Genomic DNA, 21377 nt, shown 5'->3' with positions numbered 1-21377 from the left:
AGTCGTACTGTGAAGTATGACTACCGCGTTCGTACTGTCGGGTGGAGCGAGCCTCGGATCCATCGAGGTCGGGATGCTGCAGGCGCTGATCGATCGAGACATTCGTCCCGATTTCATCGTCGGTACCTCGGCAGGTGCCATCAACGGCGGCTGGCTGTCGGGGGCATCGACGTCGGAAGATGTTCGGCGACTTGGTGATCTGTGGCGCGGGCTCACCCGGAACACAGTCTTCCCTGCGGATCTGGTGATCGGGTTCGCCGGCTTCCTCGGTAAGCGCAATCACCTGGTGTCGAATCGTGGCATCAAGAAGCTGTTGGTGGACAACCTGAAGTTCGACCGCCTCGAGGACGCGCCGATACCGCTGCACGTTGTCGCGGGTGATGTGTTGACGGGCGCCGACAAGCGGTTCTCCACCGGTGACGCCGTCGATGCGATTCTCGCCAGCTCGGCGATTCCTGCGCTACTGCCGCCGGTCGTCATCGACGGCGTTCCGTACATGGACGGCGGGACCGTCAACAACACCCCGATCACCCATGCCGTCGAACTCGGTGCCGATCGTGTCTACGTTCTCACCACCGGTTCCGGCTGCACGTTGACCGAGGCGCCCACGAGTGCTCTCGGGATGGGTCTGCGCGGGCTGGTGCTGGCGATCAACGATCGGATGGCACTCGACATCGAACGCTACGAGAGCAAGGTCGATCTACGCGTGGTGCCGCCGCTGTGTCCGCACGATGTCAGCCCCGCCGAGTTCGGCAAGGCCGACGAGTTGATCACCCGAGCCGAGAAGAGCACCAACGAGTGGCTCGACGCCCTGGTTCCTGCCGAAGAACGGCGAACGGGGCAAGCAGAATTGCTTGCCCCGCACGCACATTGATCTCGAAGTGACCTAGCGGCCTGCCCCGTCCAGCGTGCGCCGCATGCCGCGCTCCACTGCCGCGACAATCCGTGGACGCAGTTCCGCCGCGGGAACGATGCTGTGCACCGAACCCACCTCGCGGGCGCGCTCGATGTTGTGAATCGCCTCGAACTCCGAGGCCACCTCACCGAGCTTGTCCGAGCGAACTGCCTTGCGCGCGTTTGCCAGTTCGACGCGCAAGCGGGCACGCTCCATGTCGTCGTCCGCGGCAGCGAGCTCCGCCTCGAGGTCGCGAACACCGGAATCGGCTGCGGTGCGGGTGTTCACCTCACGAGAGAACACCACAGCCGCTGCCGGCGCGCCGCCGATCACCGAGGCGAACGAACCCTCGACGGCCAGCACCTCCATGTTGTCGTTGAGCGCCCCGGAGAACACGACGAACGCGCCGCCGTGGTAGCGCGAGATCACGCAGAATACGATGGGACCGTCGAAATTGACGATGGCCCTACCGATTTCGGCGCCGTACTCGAGCTGGATGTTGCGCAGCGACTCGGGGGAGCCGTCGAAACCGGACAGGTTGGCCAGCACAACCAGCGGGCGGTTGCCGCTCGCCGCGTTGATCGCCCGTGCCGTCTTCTTCGACGAGTTGGGGAACAGCGTCCCCGACGTCCACTGATCGGGGCCGTCGGTCGGGAACCAACCCTTGCGCGGGATGGCCCGAGATTCGATGCCCACCACCGTGATCGGGTATCCGGCGAGGTGTGCGTCGAGCACCACCGAGGTGTCGGCACCTGCCATGTCGGCCCAACGCTCCAGCACGGTGTGGTCTTGATCGACCACCGAGCGCATCACGGTGCGGATGTCGAACGGCTTCTTGCGCTCCGCATTGGTCTCCGACGAGAAGATGTCACCGACGGTGGTGAAATCGCTGGACGGGTGCACGTGCGGGTAGCTGCGGACGTCGCGCTCGGTGGGGTCGGCGGTCTCCGCGCGACGCGGAAAGCGTTCTCCCGGTGCGATGTACGCGTGATCGTAGTGCGCGAACAGGACGCCCACCGCGGCCGTCAAGTTCGGTGCCCAGTACTGCGCCTGGCCGTTGGGGCCCATCACGCGGTCGTAGCCACCGATGCCGAAGTTGTCTTCCGCCGAGACGCCACCCGAGTAGTCCAGGGACTGCTTACCGGTCAACACCATCGCGCTGTCCGGCGTCATCACCAAGATGCCCTTGGTGTGGGTGAGCATGGTGGCTTCCGCGTTCCAGTACGGCTGCGCTCCGACGTTGATACCTGCGACGACGACGTTGATCTCGCCACCGTTCTGCGTGAATGTGATGATGCGACGCAGTGCACGCGACACCCAGTCCATGTTCTCGGTGCCGCTGCCCATCGAGATGGTGGCACCGGAAGACAGGGTGAACCATTCGACCGGCACGCCGAGCTTCTCGGCCATGTCGATGGCGGCGACAATGCGTGCGCACTCCGCTTCCGCCACTGTGCCAAGGGCTTTCGTCGGATCGCCGAACAGTGCGACGCGAGTCATGCCCTCGGGGTACAGGTCGGTCGGCGTGGTGACGAGGCCGACGATGATGCCCGCCTTGTTCAAGCCGTGCGGCCGCTTGACCGGGACCAGTCGACCGGAATCGTCGAGGTCGTGTTCGGTGAACTCGCCCTCGGCGCCCGCGAGCAACGGCACCAACTCGTACGGGTAGACGGTGCCGCGCGAGCGTGAACGCTGCACCTTCTGTGTGTACTCGTCGAGCGGCTGCAGCGGCTCGGTCGGCGGATCGGTCAGCTTGACCACCACGCCCGCGCCGGAGCGGTAGGAGAAGCGCAATGCGACGTCGTACGGCTCGGGATCGTGCGGCTCCTGCAACCGCGCCATCAGAGTGACCTCTTCGAGGCCTGCGCCGACGGTCAGTGGCGCGGTGTGCTGCGCGATGCGTGCGAGCTTCTCGAGCGGCTCGTTGAGCACCGGCCACACGTAGAGCGCGACACGGTTGTTGTCGAGACGGCGCTTGCCGCGTCGAGTCTGCTCACGACGGATGCCGTCCATGCAGGCAGCGAGAGTGCGCTCGATCGCGGGGACGGTCATGATCTCGTCACCCTCACCGCGCTGCACGGTGACGTCGCGGATCTCGGCCATGGCGATCAGGCGCTCGTCTGCCGGATTGTCCTTGGCCACAAGCTGATACAGGTACGTATCGACGGCAGCGGGGAGCGGCGTACCGGTGAAGTTCTTCAACCGCCACATGTCGAGGCGCTGACCCGTCAACGGGTGCATACCGCGAACGATGCGGTCTTCCACCAGTGAATCCAGAGCCGTCTCGGCGGACACCAGTCGGAACGTCACCTGGCGAACCTCGGTGGTAGCTGCGCCGAGCACCGTCACGGTGACGCGACGCCACGACCGGACCGCGCCGTGTTGTGCCAGCTTCTCCCGAATCGCATCGGAGAGGTCGTCGCCGTTGGGGGCGTCCGGCCACGACAGGTAGACGTCGACGACGAGGTTCTTGGGGGACGAGCCGGAAAGCTGGTCGACGCCGTCGAGCGCCTTCGGCAGTCCAGCAAGATCGGTCGCCGTCGAGATCAGGCTGACACGATCGCCCGCAAGGTCGAAATTGCCGGTGACGTAGTGAAAACCGTTCTGGTTCACTGCTTGTACGTGATCGAGAGTGTGAATGCGGTAGTACTGACGCGTCACCACCTCGAGCAGGGCGCCCGGGTCGGCAACCCGTCGCGCAAGCAGGCTCACCAACGGTTCCGGTGTTGCCGCCAACGCCTCGATGCGCTGCTTGTAGTCGGGTGCGTCGGGGCGCTCGGCGAGATACTGCAAGCCGCCGCGCACCTGGTCGTAGACGTTGTCGCGCACCTTGCGGATCACCGGCTCGTCGAAGAACTGGAAGCGCAGCGTGCGGGCGGCGTCGCCGATCACGGGGTAGCGAACCTGCGTGGCGATGATGAGGCGCTCGAGCACCTCGCTCAGCGCCTGCGAGGCGTCCGGCGCGACCGTTCGATCGGTGAGCCAATGCTCGAGCATTCCGGCGATCACCGGAATCTGGTTGTCCATGCGCTGCAGGGCGAGGAAGACGCGGTAGACCGCTTCCTCCAGTTCAGGTCCGCGCTGCAGTTCTCCTGCGTCGAAATTGCTGATGTCGTAGTGGCGGAGTGCGCGAGACAGCTTGGTGCGGAACGATTCCGGCAGTCCTTGCACCTCGACATCGAGCGACTGCAGGTAGCTGTGGAACAACTCGCGCGGGCTATTGACGCGATCGTCGTTGTCTTCTTCGGCGATGGTGGGCCTGTTACGGGACAGCTCACACACGTCGGCGAAGGCGGTCAGCAGAGCAAGCTCCGCCTGCACCAGTCCGCGATCCTCGTGCGGGAGTTCCGCGCGCAACGCGTCGTACTCGGCGAGGAGGGTTCGCGCCCGGGCACCACTGACGTCGAAGCCGGTGATGAGAGCGCTCAAGGCGTCGAGTCGGGCGATGGCCTCGGCCCGTGCGTCGCCGCCGTCGATTGCCGCAGGCTTGGTGAACTGCACTCGCGGCGCCTGCTTGGTCGACTTCTCCTCGGCGACCTGGTCCACGCGGAGCAGTGCGGCCCCGGCATCCACCTGAGAGTTCACGGTGGCGAGGACCTCGCGAACGCGACCCGCGTACGGGGCGCGGACGGCGGTCTCCATCTTCATGCTCTCGAGCACCACCAGGGTGGCGCCGGTTTCGACGTCGTCACCGACGGAGACCGGGACGGCCACCACGACGGCCGGGGCAGGAGCACGGACCAGGCCGGCCTCGTCCTGGCTGATCTGATGGCTGACGCCGTCGACCTCGACCAGGTAGTGAGTGGGGCCCGCAACGGAGACGACGTGGTGGCGGTCGGCGCCGATCACCAGCCGACGCTCGAATTCGCCGAGGCGATCGACGGCCACTTCGAGGTCGCCGCTGTCGCCGTCGACTCGGTAGCGGTGCGGACCGACCTGGCCGACGGTCAGCTTGTAGGCCTGACCCTGGTAGCTGAGTTCGACGGTGCGGCCGATCGCGTGGCTGGCGCGAGGCCGACCACCGCGGGCCGAGGCGAGGAAGCCGGTACGCTCGCGCGCCTCTTCCGCGTCGTATACCTCGATGGCGGCGGCGACCAAAGCGACATCCGCAACACGCGTCGGACCCTCGGGCGAGCCGGCCCCGGTGCGATCGAGCCAACCGGTGTCGGCGGATCCGGAGATCACTTCCTCGCGGTCGAGGAGATCGAGAAGGAACGACTTGGTGGTGGTTCCGCCGTCGAGCACCACGGTGGTTTCCCGCAGCGCGGTGCGTAGGCGTGCCAACGCCTCCGAGCGATTGCGACCCCAGGCGATCACCTTGGCGACCATGGAGTCGAAGTCGGGAGGAATCACGTCGCCCTGTGCAATGCCGGTGTCGACACGAATGCCGGAGCCCAGCGGGAACTTCAGCAGCTGGACGGTGCCGGGCGCTGGGGCGAAACCGTTGTCCGCGTCCTCGGCGTTGAGGCGGGCCTCGACGGCGTGGCCGAACTCGGGCGGGCAGTCGCCTTCCAGACGATCGCCGTTGGCGACACCGATCTGCAGCTTCACCAGGTCGAGGCCGGTGGTGGCCTCGGTGATGGGGTGCTCTACCTGCAGGCGGGTGTTGACCTCGAGGAAGGTGAACGTCTTCTGGTCGGGCTGGTAGAGGTACTCGACGGTGCCTGCGCAGTGGTAGCCGGCGGCGACGACCAGTTCGGCCGACACCTGCCGGAGGTGGTCGGCCTGCTCCTTGGTGAGCAGCGGCGAGCTGGATTCCTCGATGACCTTCTGGTTCTTGCGCTGAATGGAACAGTCGCGAACGCCGGGCGCCCAGACGTTGCCGTACTTGTCGGCGATCACCTGAACCTCGACGTGGCGCGCATCCGTCACCAAGCGCTCGAGGAAGACGACGGGGTCACCGAAGGACCGCTCGGCCTCACCCTGGGTGCGCTCGAGGGCCAGCTCCAGCTCGTCCTCGGCGTAGACCTTGCGGATACCGCGACCGCCGCCACCACTGCGCGCTTTGATGATCAGCGGGTAGCCGATCGCCTGGGCGTGGCGACGCGCGTCGGCGCGGGTCTCGACCGGACCACCACTCCACGGCGCCACTGGAACGCCCACCTTCTCGGCGAGGATCTTGGCCTGCACCTTGTCGCCGAGAAGCCGCATCGAGTCGCCCGATGGGCCGATGAAGGTGATGTTCAGCTTGGCGCACAGATCCGCGAATGCGGGGTCCTCGGCAACGAAGCCCCAGCCGACCCACACGGCGTCGGCTTTGGCCTCCAGCAGGGCGCGCTCGAGTTCGGCGTGGTTGAGGTATGGCGTGCCGGAAGAGGTGTTGCGGAGGCACAGCGCTTCGTCGGCCTGCCGGACGAACATGGCCCGACGTTCGCTCTCGATGTGCAGGGCAATGGTCTGGATGCCGTAGTTGTACTCTGCGTTCAATTCGCGCACGGCCCTGATGAGCCGTACTGCCGATTCGCCTCGGTTGACTACTGCTATCCGCTTGAACATTGCTCGGTGCTGTCCGTTTCTCGATACCGCAGTTAGTTATGCGGGTGGCGTGGTCGAAGAACTTCTGCTCACGACGATAGCCGCGGGCATACCCGTATCGAAGCGATGCGGCAATGCTGCCGCTTTTCGACGCTGGGGGGAACAGGGCGAGGCAGGTCGTTCGGCCGCCGCCTTGATCGTCAGAGGTGCCGCTCCGGAATCCCCGACCGGCACCTGCTCGGGGACCAGAATGCAGCATCGTGGTGGCGTTTGTCATCTGAGGATCGTTCGCGGACAACGATGTTTGATCTTGGTGCCCTGAAAGACATTGATACGAATGGATATTCGTCGGAGTGTGACATTTCTGGCTATTCACCGACGCGCTGTCGTACTCGTGAGTAGGGTTGCGCCCTTTAACATTTCGCGATTCTTGTTACTCGCGAGTAGCGCTCGCTCGTTCGATGCGAATTGGACGCGCGACCTACCAGACGCGGTACGCGGTGTCCGACACTGTGAATCCGTGTCCGGCTGCACTGGTGCACGTGACGCCGGATTTCTCGTCGATCGAGCAGGTGAAGCCGCCTGCCGCCAAGGGTGCGCCGTAGGGGAGCGCCTTGGTGGAGCCCTCGAAGCGGTGGAACTCCGGATCGCCCACGCTGACGAACTGGCCTGCGTCGCTCCCGCTGACCTCGACCGCGTTGGGTGGGCCCTTGGTGTCGGGTGAACCCGCACCCGCTACCGGCGGAGCCGAAGCCGGGAACGTGCCGTGGCAGCCGGCGACCGAGCGATCGCCTGTGAAGATCGCGCATTCGAACTTGGTGCTCGGTGTCGTGAAGTAGTACTGCCCTGGCTCCGTGCCCGCTAAGTCGGCGGGCGCGGCCGGTGGTGTCTTGGTGGTGGTCGGAGCGGCCGTCGTGGTCGGAGCCTCGGTCGTGGTAGGTGCCGAGGAGGTCGGCGCCGCGCTGCCGGGTTCGGGCGATGCCGCGCCCTGCACCGACTCGCTACATCCTGCAAGCAGCGTTGCCGCCGCGATCGTCGTCAAGAGCGCCCATCCCCGAGAAGTCATGACGGGAAGAGTACGTCTGCTTACGTTTCGATACGAGAGGCGAACGCGATGTCGTTGTTCTCGTAGCCCAGCGGTGGTCCGATGAACTTTCCGCCGCAGGTGACGAGTGCCAGCGTTTCCGGGCCGTCCAGTCGGTTCAGTTCATCGAGGGGAAGTCCGCCGTTCTTGCTGACGCTGGAGACGGTGTCGACCCGGTAGGTCCAGGTATGTCCGTCCTTGCCGCTGAGCGTCACCTCGTCGCCCTCTTTGAGTCCGCTGAACTTCTTCGCGAAGCCGCCGCCCTGTGAGGCGTCGTCGATGTGGCCGGTTACCACGATGGTCCCGGTGTTCGATCCGGGGAGCGCCGAGTCGGCCCACCAACCGAGGTGCGAGACGTCCTGCGGTGGCAACAGCACGCCGTCGGCATCGGTGGCCACCGGATCGGTGGGTGCGGTGTTGTCGCCGAGCGACAGGCTGACCGGCTGTGACGGATCGTCGACGGTTGCGACAACCGGTGCCCGCAGGTCGCTCTGGCTCGAGGTCGTATGGCCGTCGGAGCCGCAACCCGAGATGAGCAAGGCGGTGCCGAGCGTTGCGGCAGCCAGCAGGGGAGCGAATCTGCGCATGGTTTCTGGCCTTTCGAGTGGGTTGAAGGGCGGCGCGGACGACGTGTCGTCCGCGCCGCACCTCTCGGTTCGTGCCTACGGTCGAACGACCGGGCCCGATGGAATCGACTGCAGCGGAGTGCGATTGCCGACATTGCGCTCCACCGGCTGGTAACCGACGGGGGTGTCCAGCGCATTCACCGTGTACGCCTGACCTTCGCTGACGTCGAAGTAGACCGGTGACTTCTCGAGCTCGTAGCCCTCGGGGGCGACGATCTCGACGGCCTTATGACAGCCGGCCGCCAAGGCCAACCGTGCGGTGCCGTCGTCGCCGGTGGTCAGCCGATGCCAGTCGGTGTTGTCGTCAGCGCAACTCGACACCTCGTACGTGGCTCGACCGAGGACAGCTCCCGTGATGCGGTCTTTCTTGACCAGCGTGCCGTCGGTGAGACCTTGGGCATGGCCGGATTGGAAGTCGAAGTGTGCCGTGAAGTTCGGCTTGTCCGGCGTCAACGTGATCCCGTAACCGTCGTCGCCGACGTCGACGTAGTCGGCGGGCCAAGCCGCTCGTGCGATGTAGTAGCACCCCAACGGGAAAGTGCGAGAGACACTTCCGTCGTCGGAGGTGGAGATCGACGCTATACGATCACCGGTGTCGCAGGCGGAAATGTCAGCCGTCACGCCCGATAGGGGAGCGTTGCCCGGCTGGATTCCTGCGGTGATGGTGATGACCCCTTCGTCGACAGGGTTGTCGACGGTGGTGGTCGGGACGCCCGTTGTGGTCGGCGCTTCGGACGTCGTCGGTGCCCCTGTCGTGGGGGGAGCGCTGGTGGCGGGCGGAGCGCTCGTGACAGGCGGCGCCGATGTCACCGGCGCTTCGACCGTGGTGGTCGGAATTTTCGGCACGGTGGGGACTTCCGGCAGGTTGGAGGGATCCGGAAGTCCGGGAAGGCTGGTAACCGCCGGTATTGCGGGAGTTGCGGGATCGTCCTGGGCGTGTGCGACTCCGACGCCAAGCCCGGCTACCAGCATGGTGGTGGCGAACAGGGCTGGGGTGAGAATTGACCTGCGCATTCGAGTCTCCTTCGTTCGATATGGCTCATGGATGCGTTGTGGTCCCCGATGCCCGGAATATCGGGATCGCAAGACGGTCGTTAGCGTGTGAAGCCAACTTGTTATCTAGTGAAAGTATTGCGGTGCAACTGATTTAGGGCACGAATGATCTGCTTGCTATGTATTGCAACGTGTTTCGTGGCAGTGCTTATTGAATTGCCTGCAGCAGAGTTCGATCCGCTGTTCGGTACCTATGTGCGAGCACGACCGAACCGCGAAGGTGAGTCCCCTTGTTCTCCCCGACTCATGGGTGCAGTTTGATTTTCCCCGAGATCCCCGTTGCGACTGATATCGGGAATGCTGGGTGATCGTTAGCCGTTGCAAGCGGTTGAGTCCGATTCGTTACGTTTCGGATGCCATCGAAGGGAGTGAGGAACGATGCAGATCGATCTGAGCGGCAAGACGGCGCTGGTGACGGGCTCGACCCAGGGCATCGGGTTCGCGATTGCCCGCGGGCTCGCGGCTTCTGGGGCGCGCGTAGGTATCAACGGGCGGACCGCATCGAAGGTGGCGGCGTCGATCGAACAATTGCGGGCCGACCTGCCGGACGCCGAGTTCGTGGCAGTCGATGCGGACGTGGCGACGGACGGGGGTGCCGATCGGGCTATCGAATTGCTGCCCGACGTCGACATCCTGATCAACAACCTCGGCATCTTCGGAACAGCGGATCCGCTGGAAATCAGTGACGACGAGTGGCGCAGATACTTCGAGGTCAACGTGCTCGCCGCGGTGCGACTGACGCGGCTCTACCTGCCGAAGATGACGGAAAAAGGTTGGGGCCGAATTCAATACATTGCCAGCGACTCGGGAATCGTCATTCCGGCGGAGATGATCCACTACGGCGTGTCGAAGACGGCAATCCTTGGCGTTGCGCGTGGTTTCGCGAAAGCTGCTGCCGGAAGCGGAGTTACGGTGAACTCGGTCATTGCCGGTCCGACGCACACCGGTGGAGTCGAAGATTTCGTCTACCAGCTGGTCGACAAGTCGTTGGGGTGGGACGACGCGCAGCGTGAGTTCATGAAGAACTATCGTCCGTATTCGTTGTTGCAGAGGCTGATCGAGCCGGAAGAGATTGCCAACATGGTTGTTTATCTCGCTTCGCCATTCGCATCGGCTACTACTGGTGGAGCTGTACGTGTCGATGGTGGATATGTGGATAGCATTTTGCCGTAGCTGCCCGCGAGCTAGGCAAATGCGAGATCTCCGGCATTAGGGACAAACGCCCCATTACTATTTGCGGAGCCTCCGATTGTCTGGATAAATGACTGGAACGGGCGTTTGACGGTCGGGGAGGTTGTCGGTAGGGGGAGCAATGGTCACGTGCGCACAGTTGCGGGATGCGCAGCCCAATTTATGGGCGGCGGCGGGTCAGGGTTGGTCCGACGCGGCGAGCCACTCACGGAATTGTGCCGATATCGTCCATCAGCGAGGAGCTAAACAGGTCGAGTCGAACTGGGCCGATCAAGTCGGCGAGACGGCGCGTTCCTCCCTTGTCGATTTGGCGAACAAGTTCGATTCGGCTTTCGATGAAATGCGCGGGGCGACTATGGTTCTGGACGGCCTGAGTCAAGCCGTTTCAGCGTTGCAGTCGGAACTCGATGTGATCGTGAAGATGGCGCCGGCACTGCGGGTATCACTGAATCCGGACGGGACCGTCGACCCCGTCGCCAGTTCTGGTGCAACCACAATCGAGCTATTCGTCGTCCTCTCAGAGATCCGGTCGGTGCTGGATCGGGCAGGCGCCGCCGACAACTTGGCCGCCGAAGCGATCAAGCGAATTAACAACTCGTCCACTATCACTGATCCGTCTCAAGCTGTGAACAAGGTTCAGGTTCAAGCATCGCACGACCAACTCGCGATTATCGCCGCTGATGTGCCAAAGGCCGGGAGTTCGCCGGAAGATGTGAAGCGTTGGTGGAGTTCGCTCGAAAACAAACAACAACAACAACTGATGCGTGCGTTACCGACACAGATTGCGGGTCTCGACGGAATTCCGCAGGACGTCAAAGCGAGCCTGCATGGGTCCGGGTCGTACGATCCGATCAAGGCAGTGGAGTGGGCAGAAAGTCACTATAACGATGGCAAGTACGGGGCGACCACTTTGTTCTCGGACAACTGCACGGAGTTCGCGTCCGAGGTGCTTCGTGGCGGCGGACTACCAGCAAGCAACAACGGGCTCGGCATTCTGGATGATCAAAACTGGCTTGCAACTGGCGATTCCGGTGTGAAGTCGATCGACGAACACTTGCGGACACCCGCGTGGGATACGTCACCCGGACTCCATGGCTTCTTGACCGGCGACGGAGGCGGCAAGGAAGTTCCGCTGAGCGACGTGAAGCCGGGCGATGTCATCTTCTTCCAACAGGATGCGCCAAATCCCGACCAGGGAGACGACAGTCGCCAGGAAGGAATGTTTCATCATACCGCGATCGTCACGGCGGTAACACCAGATGGCGATATTCGTTACACGCAGCAGTCGGACAATCAGCACGACCTGAGTTTGAACGGACGCGACGAGAACCTTCTCGATGCATACGGCAACCAGAAGATCGTCGCAGTAAGGGTCAACGGTGGCTAGTATGGCGCGCGCAATGCCGAGGCGTTTCGACAACTTCCTTGGTGTCGGTGTTATTGCGTTAATTGTCGTGGGCATCGTGCTGGGGTCACGAGGTGACGCCAGCTATGACGCTGCGGCTGACCGAATGAACGGTCTGCCGTGCCATTCGGTTGTTCAGCAGCCGACTTCGCAATTCGTATACAACTGGCTGCAGGTCGTTGTAGCCGCGCTCGCGGTCGTTGTTGCTCTGCTATATCTCATCCGTTCGATGCGGACTCCCCAAGTCGGCGCTGGTATCTCCAGGGCTCTCGGGGTCGTCCTGCTGGTCGCCGCATTGGCATATTTCGGCTTTACAGCGCTGGTGCTATACGACACGTATTTCGATACTCAGCCCCTACGTAAACAATGTTATTGACCGCACGATCGGAGCCTGCACGATGACAAACCCGAATGTCGACATAGATCCGGGAGGCGTTCACCAAGCTGGCGATGACATGGGCGACTTGGCCGTCTCGGCACGCGATCGTGCCAACCACGCACTCGATTCGAGTGCCGTTGCCGCTGAAGCGCACTCGGGATGGCTGATATCGCCGGCACTGGCAGATTGTCGGCGTGTGTGGACGGACCGACTCAATCAAACTCTGGACGAGGTCGATCAGGCTGCGATCAAGTTGCATGCGTCGGCATCGTCCTACTCCGCGACCGACAAAGAAGGCGCACGACGACTCGATGCAGTCGAGCAAGAACTGACTAGGTAGTCATACGCAGATCGTCTCGATTCGTATGTAACGCTCCGCGATTTTCGGAAGTTCGCTGCGCTCGCGCTGTCTTTTGGTGCCCGATTGGTACTCTTCTCGCAGCGCCGTGGGGGCGGTGAAGGTAGGGGGAGGTCATGAGTTTGCGCGTTGATCCGGCGATTCTGCGGGCGTTGGCAGGCACGTTGACCGGTGCTTCCGATGAGATTGGCACACTCGAGGCTGCGGCTGGTGTCGAATCGGCGTCATCGGCAGCGTCGAGAACTGATGACGGTGGAGCGATGTCATCAGTGAAACCGGCACTGCGCGAAGTGATTGTTGCCATTGCAGCGCTACTGGTGGTCGTTGGAGTCGCGGCTTGCGACGGCTCAGTCTCGAATGCGGCCCCAGTGGTCGTCGCCACGAGCGAAACCGCGAAACCTGGGCTCGACGCGACTGTCATCCTCGACAACGCTGTTGTTTTTGCCGATACGTCGTGCTCGATGCCGCAATGTGCCGGCTTGAAGGCCAAGATTTCGGGCTTCCCAGGTGTCACATCGGTCGAGTACCACAATATTCAGGATGCGTACCAGCGGTTCGATGACAAGGCGAGTAGCAAAGACTTTGGCGGGCTTGTGAAGCCAGGTGATGTCCCAGCAGACTTCACCATGCGGATAAGCGATGCTGACGCCCTCGGTCAATTGAAATCCGCTCTTGCGGGTATGCCGGGATACAAAGACATTGGCGCGGACCCGGTCGGCTAAGTCGCCGTTGGCATCTTGTCGTGGTCTACAGGCATCCCCGCGATGGGCGCATTCAGGAAACATCAAGGGAAGTAAGTGCTTTCGGTGAGATGTGCTGTGATCGCTGGGCTAGTGGCTCTGATGCTAAGTGGCTGTGGCGATTCCGGGCGACCGATGTCCGAACCGGCTGTGCCAGTGCGAGTGTCTGCCAAATTCGAAGCGACGGTCGACCTGAGCAAAGGTGTAAGCGCCGACGATCCGGCGTGTGAGAAGTCAGCGTGCGCGAACTTGAAGATGGCACTCGGTCGATTCGCGGGTGTGACATCGGTGATCTATTCCAGTCCGGCAGAGGTACTCAACGACTTCAACAGGCGCAATCCTCAGTTCTCGGATTTTGTGGATCCGGATACATTCCCAGGCGAATTCACTGTCCTGCTGGAGACGAAGGCCGACTACGAGGCGTTGAATCGAACTTTGCGCGATAACCCGACAATCGGGGACGTTGTCGTAGATCCCGCGAAGTAGTTGTTCAGCGGAATTGAACGCGCGAATTCCGTTGTGAAGGAGGAGTAGTGGAAAGGCCAGACGAGTGGGCTGATGCCAGTCCGCGCTGGGGCGCGGCCGCAAGTGGCGTTGTCTTCTTCGTATTCGGCGTTGCATGGGGAGTGCCGGCAATATTGAGCTTGCTTTCGCGGCAGTGGCGCGAATTCGGGCTCAATCTGTTTGGGGCACTGACGTTGTTGACCGGCTCGGCGGTCGTCCTCACTTCATTGCGCGGCTCGAGGTCCGGCAAAGATGCAGGTACTGCAGGAGTGATTCTCGTGGAGTCGACACCTCGATCCGTCCGCTTCGTGACGTCGAGTGGGACGTTCGTTGCGAGTATTTGCTTTATGACTGCAATGGCGGCATTCACCCTCTTCTTCGCTTACCACGATTTCGCGCACAATCTGCCGTGGTCCGAGCCGATGCACAGCGCGCACTATGTCCTTGCTGTCTTGGCAACGGTCATCGGCGTCTACCTGATCCTGGCCTTGATCGAAATAACGCGCGGTGCCTTTGTGCCCGTGTACTTCGCGATTTCGGAAATCGGGCTGGTGTACCGGGCAGCGGATACGTATCAATCCGTCGCGTGGGATGACGTCGTTGCGATCGATCCGGGGTTGAGAACCGTCGGACGTGTCCGATCGCGCGTGATCCGGATCAGGCTCCATCGCGGATGTGGAACGCACCGTCGCAAGAGTTGGGTCGCATTCTTGAAGCCGAAAGATTGGCGCGAAACGATCGAGCTCAGGACCGACTGGTTCGCGGTCGGCGCCTTGCCGCTGCTAGGAGCGGTCAGGTATTACCTCGACAATCCCGATGCGCGAGGCGAGATTGGTAGTGAGGTGACAATGCGCCGGATTGAGCGATGGAATTTAGGCCAGCGTACTGAGTAGTCAGCGCCTGACCATGTTCGGGTTCGGTGCGTTGTGAAGGTACCCCTCCGCACGACGTCGGGTGATCCGTCGGCACACGGATGAAGTGGCTTCGGATCTCAGTACCGAGTTGAGTTCGTTTCACCGCTTGCGATTTCGATTTGACTGGTCACTCAATTCGTCTGCTGGAGGCGCGCATTCCTTCACCCGAGGTGTCGCTCGATCCAATCCAACGTCGGAGGAACATCTCCTGAACCACCATGACGCCTGGCCGCAACACTTCTTGCACATTGCCACCAAGCACGCGCATGGCTGTCACCGAAGGATCTGTCCACGACGGCAAAATCAACGTGTCGTCCGTCCCGCGCGCTACAAATGTGGGCACACGCGGTGGGCGTTGCGGAAAAGCATTGACAGCCAGAAACTTTGCCATCTCCAGACGACTTTCCATGGTGGCGAAGTATGCGTTGCTCGGGTTCATGCCTACTGCGATCGTGAACTTCTCGGCGTTGTCGATGCCGGTACAAGAGACCAGCACGTCGATGTCGTGTTGGCTCAGTCCATGCAATACGTCGCTCGGGCGGAACGTGGGATCGGAGGCAGCGACGCCCACGAGCACAAGCGGCAGGACGGCGTACTGCGTAGCCGTCAGACTCTTGGAATCGATCGCGGCGACGAAAGGTACGAGGTTCAACGCCGGCGAATCCATCGCGTTGCCCTGGATCTTCAACTCGGGCGCATAGTTGCCGGCAACCTCCGCCGCAGCCTGGGTTGCCTGCGCGCCTTGCGAAACTCCGTAGAGCATCACGCGGTCGGATAACGTCGGGTTCATGCGGCGGGCAGCCCGCGCCGCATCGAGCACACTGCGCGCCTCGGTGCGCGAGTCGAGATAACGGTGCTGGCCTGGCGTGCCGAGGCCCTGGTAGTCGGTCGCGGCCACCGCCCAACCGTGCTCGACCAACGCCTTCACAATCGGCACGTTCTGGAACAGATCTGGCGAATGCGTTGGTGCGCACTCTTCACTGATACCGGACGTGCCATGGGCGTAAGCGATGAGGGGCCAACCACCCGCCGGGGGAGCACCCTTCGGTTCGTACAGCGCGCCGCTGACAACGGTCGGCGTTTCGTTCCCGAAAGTCGACTGGTAGGTGAAGTTGCTTGCTCGGGAAAGTTCTTGTGCCAGAGTCGGATCGAGCGGCGAGGCTGTCTCGACGGTGAGGGGACTACCTATCGCAGTGCTCGGCTCGGCCGAGGCTTGGGGTGATGCCGCTGTGACAGCGATGACGCACGCCGCAATGGGGATCCAACTCCTTCGCATTCCCTATTAGACGACGGATCGGCCCAGGGCTTCGACTCGGCGCGACCCCTCAGTTCTGGGGTCACTCGTTGAATGAGGATCGGCATTACCCACAACGATCTCTGGGAATCGCAAATCCGGACACCAACCCCGTCAGGTAGCGTTTCGTCCGAACGCGGCCGTCGGGGGACGGCATTGCCGACATCAGAGGGGGATGTGATGGCAGGAGCGCCGATTCCGGTCGACTTTCCACCAGTCGTGTATCTGCCATGCGCGGAGCAGGTAGACGATGCCGCTCAAGCGCGTGTGGACATGCGTACAACACGCGACGGGCGAACTGCACTGCTCGCGTACTCTGCGCTCGATCGACTTCACACTTGCTGCGGCGACGAGCAGCCTTGGGTGCTCATGCCGACGGAGGCCCTCGACGAATTGCAGAAGGCTCACCCATTTCAACTCCTGCTACTCGATGTGGTGATCCCCGACGACCAACGTAGAGGCGGGTCGGAATGACGCTTTTCGTCGACCATGAGGCACTGGATTCGATATCGCGGACGCTTGGTGCTGCAGGAATGGATGTCGACAGTGTCGGTTCCTCCGCGCCATCCGGTGTCGACGGCGGAGATGGGACACCAGCCTTACTAGGAATCTTGGCGCACCTCACAGACGCTGCTGGACAGCTTGTCGTCAGTCTGTCGGCTGCCAGCAGTGCTGTGGCAGAAGCAAATTCGAGTTACCGAGGCCAAGATGGCGAAAACGCAGACAAGCTGAACAAATCGCAATGGGAAGTGCGCTGACGATGCCCATCGATACCCGAATCGACGGGAGTCCTGCCAGCGTCCGGAGCGCGGCAGATTGGCTGCGGGACTCGCTCGGTAGCAAAGTCTCAGCAGCGGTCGACGACGTCTATAGTGCGCGGAATGCCGCAGACTCAGGCTGGGACGGCGCTGCAGGCGACGCATTCGGTGCTCGAATGACCGGCGGCGCACGGAAGGCAGATGCACTGAGCACTGCAATGACCGATAGCGCGCAAGATTTCGACACATTTGCCGCTGAGCTCGAGCGTGCTCAGACCGACATGCAAACGGTCCGCGTGAACGCTTCGGGTGCGGGCTTGACAGTCGTCAACGGCATCATCGAAGAACCAGGCCCAGCCCCTCCATCGCCAGGAGCGCCTCCGACCGGCAGCGTTGCAACCCCCGCCGCGGTAGGCGCGTTCAATGCTGCCTTACTCGCTTCGAACAATCATGTTGCGCTGGTCAAGGCATATGCGGACGCGCAGTCGGGTGCTGATGCCGCACGGCTTGTGGGCCGCCTGGCGACCGATACTCTGAAGAATGTCTGGGGTGACATCAAGTCGAAATGGTTCTTCACCGTTTCAGACCTAGTCAACGGTGGTGCGGCCACGCTCGCCGCGGCCCATTGGTCGACCTTGTTGAAGAAGTCTGAACAACTTGCCGATGACTGTGCGAAGTTCCTCGACCTTGCTAAGAACGCGCCGCCCGGCACCTCTGCCGCAACCATCTATCGCGATGTTGATTTGGCACGAGACTTGCGATACGGCGCTGATGATGCAGCCGCGGCATCTGCGAAGGCGGAGGCGAGCGCAGCCAAGATCGGTTCAAAGATTGGCGGCGGCCTTGCCTTAGCGGGGATCGCCTACGACATTTCCCAGGGCAAGCCGGTAGAGCAGGCCGTCGTATCAGGCGGAATCGGATTCGGCGCGTCGGTCGCCGCCGGGGCAATAATTGGGACGGCAATCCCAGTTCCGATCCTGGGCACAGCAGCAGGAGCAGCGGCGGGCGCCATAGCGGGGCTGTTTGCCTCGGGGGCAGTTGACTCGATGTATCAGAACGGATTCGACAGCGTCGGCGGTGCGATTTCTGATGGAGCCTCCGCTGTCGGGGACACTGGTAAGGCCGTCGGCGGACTCGCCAAGGATGCGTGGGATGCAATTTTCTGAAAACCTACGGCCGCCGACTGAGTGGCCACCCAACCCATCAACGGCTAGGCCGATCAGTTCGATTGTTGGCGTCTTAGCATTCGGTTTGATCGCGGTGTTCGTGGCGATAGTCGGTTGGGCCAACGGTATGCCTGCCGCGGGACGCTACGGACTCTTGTTTGCATTCTTCATGTTTTCGACTGCAGTATTCGCTTACCTCTACTCGATTCGAACGCCGACCAGCATCGACGATATCCACACCTCTACCGATGGAACTGTGATCAGGTACTCGCTGCCAATCTCAGGAGTCCTGGTGCTGATCATTGTCGTGATCACGATCTTCTGCCTTGGTGGTGCCGTCGAGATATTCCTGGCTACAGGTGGCGGAAGCGGATCTGGCGGCGCGATCATTCCAGGGGTGTTTGGTATCTACCTCGCCACGTTCTCGGTGGATCTCGTATCAGGTCGGCTCAAAAGGGGAGTTGTGGTGTTGTCGCCCAAAGGGATTCGCCAGCGCGGTTGGAGCTTCGAGTCGTATCTACCGTGGGAGTCGGTCGCAGGGGGCACGGCGGCCTTCCATGATTCTCGGGTTGTTCTGGTCATCGGATACTCGAATGCCAAGTGGGAGCGGCGCAATACGACGAGGTTGTGGCGGATCGACCGTTTGCCTCCAGTTCCGATGATCCAGTTGGACTGCAGGAAGTTCGACGTCGACCCCATCGTGCTCTACCACCTCGTGACGTTCTATGCGAACAACCCAGATGCTCGCGCAGAACTGGGAACCGCGGCACCACTGGAACGGGTGCGCACCTCCACCTTCTGAAACCCACGGAACCGTTTCGCCTCCCGCCGCGTCCAAGTGATCGAGGACAAAGTCTGTGGGAGGACGGGGACAATGGCGGGTTCGACGACGCACTACGGCGAGTCGCAATGGCAGCATTTGGCCGCCGAAGCTCGGAGCGGCCGGTTGTTCTTGGACCCCTCGGTGGCACGCGATTGCCTTGCTGCCTGTGACGATCTGCTTCTCGGCCTCGAAGACATCGAGAACCTGGGCACGATGGTGCAACGTGTCGACGGCATGGGCGGATTCGACTCCGGCCATGAACTCGCCGCAATGTTCGGCAAGAAAGGTGCCGGCGGCACCGATTCGATAGACCAGATCCTCCGCCAACACAAAGACGTCGTGTGCCTCATGCGCGACACGATCGCCGCATCCGTGCAAGCGATGACTTCTCTGGATTTTGCTAACGCACAATCGCTTTCGGCCAAGTCGGTGTGACGGATGGAGCCCGGAATCGTCGAACTGCAGTCCATGCAACACGGCATCGACACGCTCCTATCCCGCGCACGAGATTTCCTGAACGGGCGCGAGATCGGACCCGACGAATACATGCTGCGCTCCCAGCGGGCGCAGACCGAACAGGTCGTGGCGGGCGTAAGGCGACTGGCGCTTGCGAACTTCCACGATTTTGCGGGGCAGTTCCAGCCGCCCTCGGTCCATACCGAGGAACTGTTCGCAGACAGGAGTCATGAAGAACTCAAAGAGCGGGTCGATCGGATCGATCCAGAAAAAGTTGCAGCACTGAAGGACACGTGGATTGCGATCAGCAAACGAGCCGACGAACACCTCGCAGCCTTCCGACCCCGCATCCTTAATGCCATCCAAGCGAAATGGGAAGGCGACGCCGCAGCCGTTGCCGCCAAAGGGATCACCGACTACGTCGAGCAATCGCACCAACTCACCCAGGCCACTGGGCTTTTGGCGGCGAAGGTGCAAGCGCTCAACTACGGGCTGATGACCACCAAGGACAATGTTCCCGACGTCCCGCAATTCTCGTTACTGGACAAGGTGATCAGCTTCGCGCCCGGCCCCACCTGGCACAAGATGCAACGCGAAAGGGACGCCGCACACGCCGAGACCGTCCGCGTCCTGCAAACCATCTATGCACCGGCGGTCAGAGATTCCGATACCGGCGTGCCAATCCTGCCGCCGCCACACAACCCGATCCGTCGAGCTTCGGCGGGCACGTCGGCGCCGTACGCTCAGCCGACTGTTGGTGTTGGATCTGCACCACGTAGTGAGCCAGACGGCACCTTCTTCGATCGATGGATCGGCAGTTACGGAGGCGACGCCCCGGGCTCCGAAGACATTGGCACAGAACGCAAACCGAACGACGTCGAGGCCGCAGCCTTTCGCGACCCGCGGCGCACCACAGCGCAACAGCTCGAGTCTGGACGCGCGACGACGTCGCCCGCATCGATGCTCGACAACGGTCGAGGCAGCGAGTCCAGCACCATCCCGACGAATGCCGCGCAGAGCAGCGACCCAGTAATCGGAACCAACGGCGCGCATCCAGCCGCGACGAATTCGGTCGGCACCACCGCTGGCGGTACGGACTCGACAGGATTCAAAACGACCGGCCAACCATCGACCCACCCAAGCGCCTACCTCCCAACACCATCCCCGCTGAGTCAGAGCCAAAACCAACCGCGCAGCTACAACAGCGGAAACACCCGCCCGACCCGCGACTCCTACGCAGACCCAAGCGGCCGCAGCCTGGAAGGCCTACCGACGAGCAGTTCAATGCCAAGAACGGAACCTAGCGGCACATCTCGCCCCGGCGCCCCAGGCGCAGGCGGAATGGGCGGCATGTTCCCGCCCGGCGGCCGCGGCAAAGGCGACGAGGACGGCGAACACAAGACGCCGAGCTACCTGATCACGCTCGAAAACGGCAACAACCTGATCGGCGATCTGCCCAAAGTCGCACCGCCGGTGATCGAAGGGTGACCACCGGCACCTGGCGGTTCTCCGCGCTGGAGTTCGCATTGCTCTGGCAGTTGGCAGGCCGCGAGGAGCTGCCTTACCCGCTGCAGTTTCGACCAGATGTATCCACTCGCGACGACTACACCCGGCAACGCTTGGCAGCTGCGGCGGCGATTCGTCCACAACTCGACCGCATGCTGCACCGCGCACTGTTCGCCCTCGCAAGTCCTGAGGTGAGCGTCGAGGTGTGTGGCTTCGCCGGCGTCGACCAGGACCGCAAGATTCGCATGCATGCCGGCATCCAGCGAGACATCGGAGCCGTCGCCGTCCAAGAGCCGGGTCGCGATCACGACCGCGGCGGCGACGTCCTGCTGAGCCTGTGCGGTTCGCGAACCATGGCCAGTCGGATCGTCGAATCGCTACCGCCGGTGTCGGCTGGCAATCGACGCGGACTCTCGATTCATACACGCGACCTCGAGCCGTCGACGGCCGTTCTGCGCAGTACCCGCGGCCGCTCAGCCAGCGACGACTTGGATGCGTTCCTCGACAGCCGCCGCACCTGCATCGGGCACATTGCGGTGCGCACAGCCGAAACCACCCGCGACTTCCACTGGATGGACTTCGACAACGACGGCCGCTACCTCACCCGTGGCGGCGAAATGCTGACGGCGAAACCGGTCAGTGCGTCTGACATGACCACGGAGCTGCAGCGCCTCATTTCCCGCGGACCGATTTGCCCGACCTGGTGATGTGACTCACGTCTGTTCCTGACATACTCAAGCTCTTGATTCG

Annotated in this window: 20 protein-coding genes; 15 read left to right on the top strand and 5 right to left on the bottom strand. The window is 62.4% G+C overall.

Annotated elements, in window-relative coordinates:
- Window positions 1-16: 16 nt before the first annotated feature.
- Window positions 17-874: a patatin-like phospholipase family protein gene (locus FOY51_RS12335; protein ID WP_149430544.1), complete on the top strand. Its 858-nt coding sequence runs from the start codon at window positions 17-19 to the stop codon at window positions 872-874.
- Window positions 875-886: 12 nt separating this feature from the next.
- Here the strand turns inward: FOY51_RS12335 and FOY51_RS12330 are convergent, their stop codons facing one another.
- The 4 genes from FOY51_RS12330 to FOY51_RS12315 all read right to left on the bottom strand — a co-directional run bounded on the left by FOY51_RS12330 (window position 887) and on the right by FOY51_RS12315 (window position 9094).
- On the bottom strand, window positions 887-6391 hold the full coding sequence (locus FOY51_RS12330; RefSeq protein ID WP_149430543.1) for an ATP-binding protein: 5505 nt from the start codon (window positions 6389-6391) through the stop codon (window positions 887-889).
- 460 nt (window positions 6392-6851) lie between these two features.
- The gene (locus FOY51_RS27175; RefSeq protein ID WP_187776288.1) at window positions 6852-7436 is read right to left on the bottom strand and encodes a hypothetical protein; all 585 of its coding nucleotides are present in this window, start codon (window positions 7434-7436) and stop codon (window positions 6852-6854) included.
- A gap of 20 nt (window positions 7437-7456) precedes the next feature.
- Complete coding sequence (locus FOY51_RS12320) at window positions 7457-8041, bottom strand: class F sortase (protein WP_149430542.1); 585 nt, start codon at window positions 8039-8041, stop codon at window positions 7457-7459.
- 75 nt (window positions 8042-8116) lie between these two features.
- Entirely contained in the window at window positions 8117-9094 is a 978-nt protein-coding gene (locus tag FOY51_RS12315; protein WP_149430541.1) for an MSCRAMM family protein, read from the bottom strand.
- 417 nt (window positions 9095-9511) lie between these two features.
- Between FOY51_RS12315 and FOY51_RS12310 the strand changes: the two genes are divergently transcribed.
- The 7 genes from FOY51_RS12310 (at window position 9512) to FOY51_RS27380 (ending at window position 14603) form a co-directional block, all read left to right on the top strand.
- Window positions 9512-10306, top strand: coding sequence for an SDR family NAD(P)-dependent oxidoreductase (locus tag FOY51_RS12310; RefSeq protein ID WP_149430540.1), 795 nt, complete (start codon window positions 9512-9514; stop codon window positions 10304-10306).
- A 139-nt stretch (window positions 10307-10445) separates the two neighbouring features.
- Window positions 10446-11711, top strand: a complete 1266-nt coding sequence (locus FOY51_RS12305; protein WP_149430539.1) for an amidase domain-containing protein — start codon at window positions 10446-10448, stop codon at window positions 11709-11711.
- Window position 11712: 1 nt separating this feature from the next.
- Window positions 11713-12105, top strand: a complete 393-nt coding sequence (locus tag FOY51_RS12300) for a hypothetical protein (protein WP_149430538.1) — start codon at window positions 11713-11715, stop codon at window positions 12103-12105.
- Between the two features lie 79 nt (window positions 12106-12184).
- Window positions 12185-12448, top strand: coding sequence for a hypothetical protein (locus FOY51_RS12295; RefSeq protein ID WP_235916286.1), 264 nt, complete (start codon window positions 12185-12187; stop codon window positions 12446-12448).
- A gap of 134 nt (window positions 12449-12582) precedes the next feature.
- Window positions 12583-13188 carry a permease-like cell division protein FtsX gene (locus tag FOY51_RS12290; RefSeq protein WP_149430536.1) on the top strand — a complete coding sequence of 202 codons (606 nt, stop codon included), beginning with the start codon at window positions 12583-12585 and terminating at the stop codon, window positions 13186-13188.
- A 180-nt stretch (window positions 13189-13368) separates the two neighbouring features.
- The gene (locus FOY51_RS12285) at window positions 13369-13692 is read left to right on the top strand and encodes a permease-like cell division protein FtsX (RefSeq protein ID WP_149430535.1); all 324 of its coding nucleotides are present in this window, start codon (window positions 13369-13371) and stop codon (window positions 13690-13692) included.
- Between the two features lie 47 nt (window positions 13693-13739).
- A complete protein-coding gene (locus FOY51_RS27380; RefSeq protein WP_214633093.1) occupies window positions 13740-14603 on the top strand; it encodes a hypothetical protein in 864 nt (287 codons plus the stop codon).
- 148 nt (window positions 14604-14751) lie between these two features.
- On the opposite strand, the gene FOY51_RS12275 is transcribed toward FOY51_RS27380, so the two are convergent.
- Window positions 14752-15900 carry a lipase family protein gene (locus FOY51_RS12275; protein WP_149430533.1) on the bottom strand — a complete coding sequence of 383 codons (1149 nt, stop codon included), beginning with the start codon at window positions 15898-15900 and terminating at the stop codon, window positions 14752-14754.
- A 72-nt stretch (window positions 15901-15972) separates the two neighbouring features.
- On the opposite strand from FOY51_RS12275, the gene FOY51_RS27970 reads away from it, so the two are divergent.
- From FOY51_RS27970 to FOY51_RS12245, 7 genes are all read left to right on the top strand, one after another.
- Complete coding sequence (locus FOY51_RS27970) at window positions 15973-16392, top strand: SAV_915 family protein (RefSeq protein ID WP_353961365.1); 420 nt, start codon at window positions 15973-15975, stop codon at window positions 16390-16392.
- The gene (locus tag FOY51_RS12265) at window positions 16389-16676 is read left to right on the top strand and encodes a hypothetical protein (protein ID WP_149430531.1); all 288 of its coding nucleotides are present in this window, start codon (window positions 16389-16391) and stop codon (window positions 16674-16676) included. The genes FOY51_RS27970 and FOY51_RS12265 overlap by 4 nt, the downstream gene beginning before the upstream one ends.
- Entirely contained in the window at window positions 16661-17842 is a 1182-nt protein-coding gene (locus tag FOY51_RS12260; protein ID WP_442862202.1) for a WXG100-like domain-containing protein, read from the top strand. The genes FOY51_RS12265 and FOY51_RS12260 overlap by 16 nt, the downstream gene beginning before the upstream one ends.
- The gene (locus FOY51_RS12255) at window positions 17820-18644 is read left to right on the top strand and encodes a hypothetical protein (protein WP_149430529.1); all 825 of its coding nucleotides are present in this window, start codon (window positions 17820-17822) and stop codon (window positions 18642-18644) included. Before FOY51_RS12260 ends, FOY51_RS12255 begins: the two co-directional genes overlap by 23 nt.
- A gap of 72 nt (window positions 18645-18716) precedes the next feature.
- A complete protein-coding gene (locus FOY51_RS12250) occupies window positions 18717-19100 on the top strand; it encodes a hypothetical protein (RefSeq protein ID WP_149430528.1) in 384 nt (127 codons plus the stop codon).
- 3 nt (window positions 19101-19103) lie between these two features.
- Window positions 19104-20609 (top strand): hypothetical protein, encoded by a 1506-nt coding sequence (locus tag FOY51_RS27170; RefSeq protein ID WP_187776285.1) that lies wholly within the window; start codon window positions 19104-19106, stop codon window positions 20607-20609.
- The gene (locus tag FOY51_RS12245) at window positions 20606-21334 is read left to right on the top strand and encodes an ESX secretion-associated protein EspG (RefSeq protein WP_187776284.1); all 729 of its coding nucleotides are present in this window, start codon (window positions 20606-20608) and stop codon (window positions 21332-21334) included. The genes FOY51_RS27170 and FOY51_RS12245 overlap by 4 nt, the downstream gene beginning before the upstream one ends.
- The last annotated feature ends 43 nt before the right edge of the window (window positions 21335-21377 follow it).

It is taken from the genome of Antrihabitans cavernicola (assembly GCF_008297975.1).
Classification (GTDB): domain Bacteria; phylum Actinomycetota; class Actinomycetes; order Mycobacteriales; family Mycobacteriaceae; genus Antrihabitans; species Antrihabitans cavernicola.
Note: the sequence above shows the minus strand (reverse complement) of the source record. Positions and strands in the feature narration are given on the sequence as shown.

Excerpts from the sequence above, each read along its gene's own strand:
- FOY51_RS12335 (WP_149430544.1), top strand. The coding sequence starts at position 17 with ATGACTACCGCGTTCGTACTGTCGGGTGGAGCGAGCCTCGGATCCATC.
- FOY51_RS12250 (WP_149430528.1), top strand. The coding sequence starts at position 18,717 with ATGGCGGGTTCGACGACGCACTACGGCGAGTCGCAATGGCAGCATTTG.
- FOY51_RS12265 (WP_149430531.1), top strand. The coding sequence starts at position 16,389 with ATGACGCTTTTCGTCGACCATGAGGCACTGGATTCGATATCGCGGACG.
- FOY51_RS12300 (WP_149430538.1), top strand. The coding sequence starts at position 11,713 with ATGGCGCGCGCAATGCCGAGGCGTTTCGACAACTTCCTTGGTGTCGGT.
- FOY51_RS27170 (WP_187776285.1), top strand. The coding sequence starts at position 19,104 with ATGGAGCCCGGAATCGTCGAACTGCAGTCCATGCAACACGGCATCGAC.
- FOY51_RS12255 (WP_149430529.1), top strand. The coding sequence starts at position 17,820 with ATGCGTGGGATGCAATTTTCTGAAAACCTACGGCCGCCGACTGAGTGG.
- FOY51_RS12305 (WP_149430539.1), top strand. The coding sequence starts at position 10,446 with ATGGTCACGTGCGCACAGTTGCGGGATGCGCAGCCCAATTTATGGGCG.
- FOY51_RS27970 (WP_353961365.1), top strand. The coding sequence starts at position 15,973 with ATGAGGATCGGCATTACCCACAACGATCTCTGGGAATCGCAAATCCGG.
- FOY51_RS12260 (WP_442862202.1), top strand. The coding sequence starts at position 16,661 with ATGGGAAGTGCGCTGACGATGCCCATCGATACCCGAATCGACGGGAGT.
- FOY51_RS27175 (WP_187776288.1), bottom strand. The coding sequence starts at position 7,436 with ATGACTTCTCGGGGATGGGCGCTCTTGACGACGATCGCGGCGGCAACG.
- FOY51_RS12290 (WP_149430536.1), top strand. The coding sequence starts at position 12,583 with ATGAGTTTGCGCGTTGATCCGGCGATTCTGCGGGCGTTGGCAGGCACG.
- FOY51_RS12330 (WP_149430543.1), bottom strand. The coding sequence starts at position 6,391 with ATGTTCAAGCGGATAGCAGTAGTCAACCGAGGCGAATCGGCAGTACGG.
- FOY51_RS12275 (WP_149430533.1), bottom strand. The coding sequence starts at position 15,900 with ATGCGAAGGAGTTGGATCCCCATTGCGGCGTGCGTCATCGCTGTCACA.
- FOY51_RS12310 (WP_149430540.1), top strand. The coding sequence starts at position 9,512 with ATGCAGATCGATCTGAGCGGCAAGACGGCGCTGGTGACGGGCTCGACC.
- FOY51_RS12320 (WP_149430542.1), bottom strand. The coding sequence starts at position 8,041 with ATGCGCAGATTCGCTCCCCTGCTGGCTGCCGCAACGCTCGGCACCGCC.
- FOY51_RS12315 (WP_149430541.1), bottom strand. The coding sequence starts at position 9,094 with ATGCGCAGGTCAATTCTCACCCCAGCCCTGTTCGCCACCACCATGCTG.
- FOY51_RS12295 (WP_235916286.1), top strand. The coding sequence starts at position 12,185 with ATGGGCGACTTGGCCGTCTCGGCACGCGATCGTGCCAACCACGCACTC.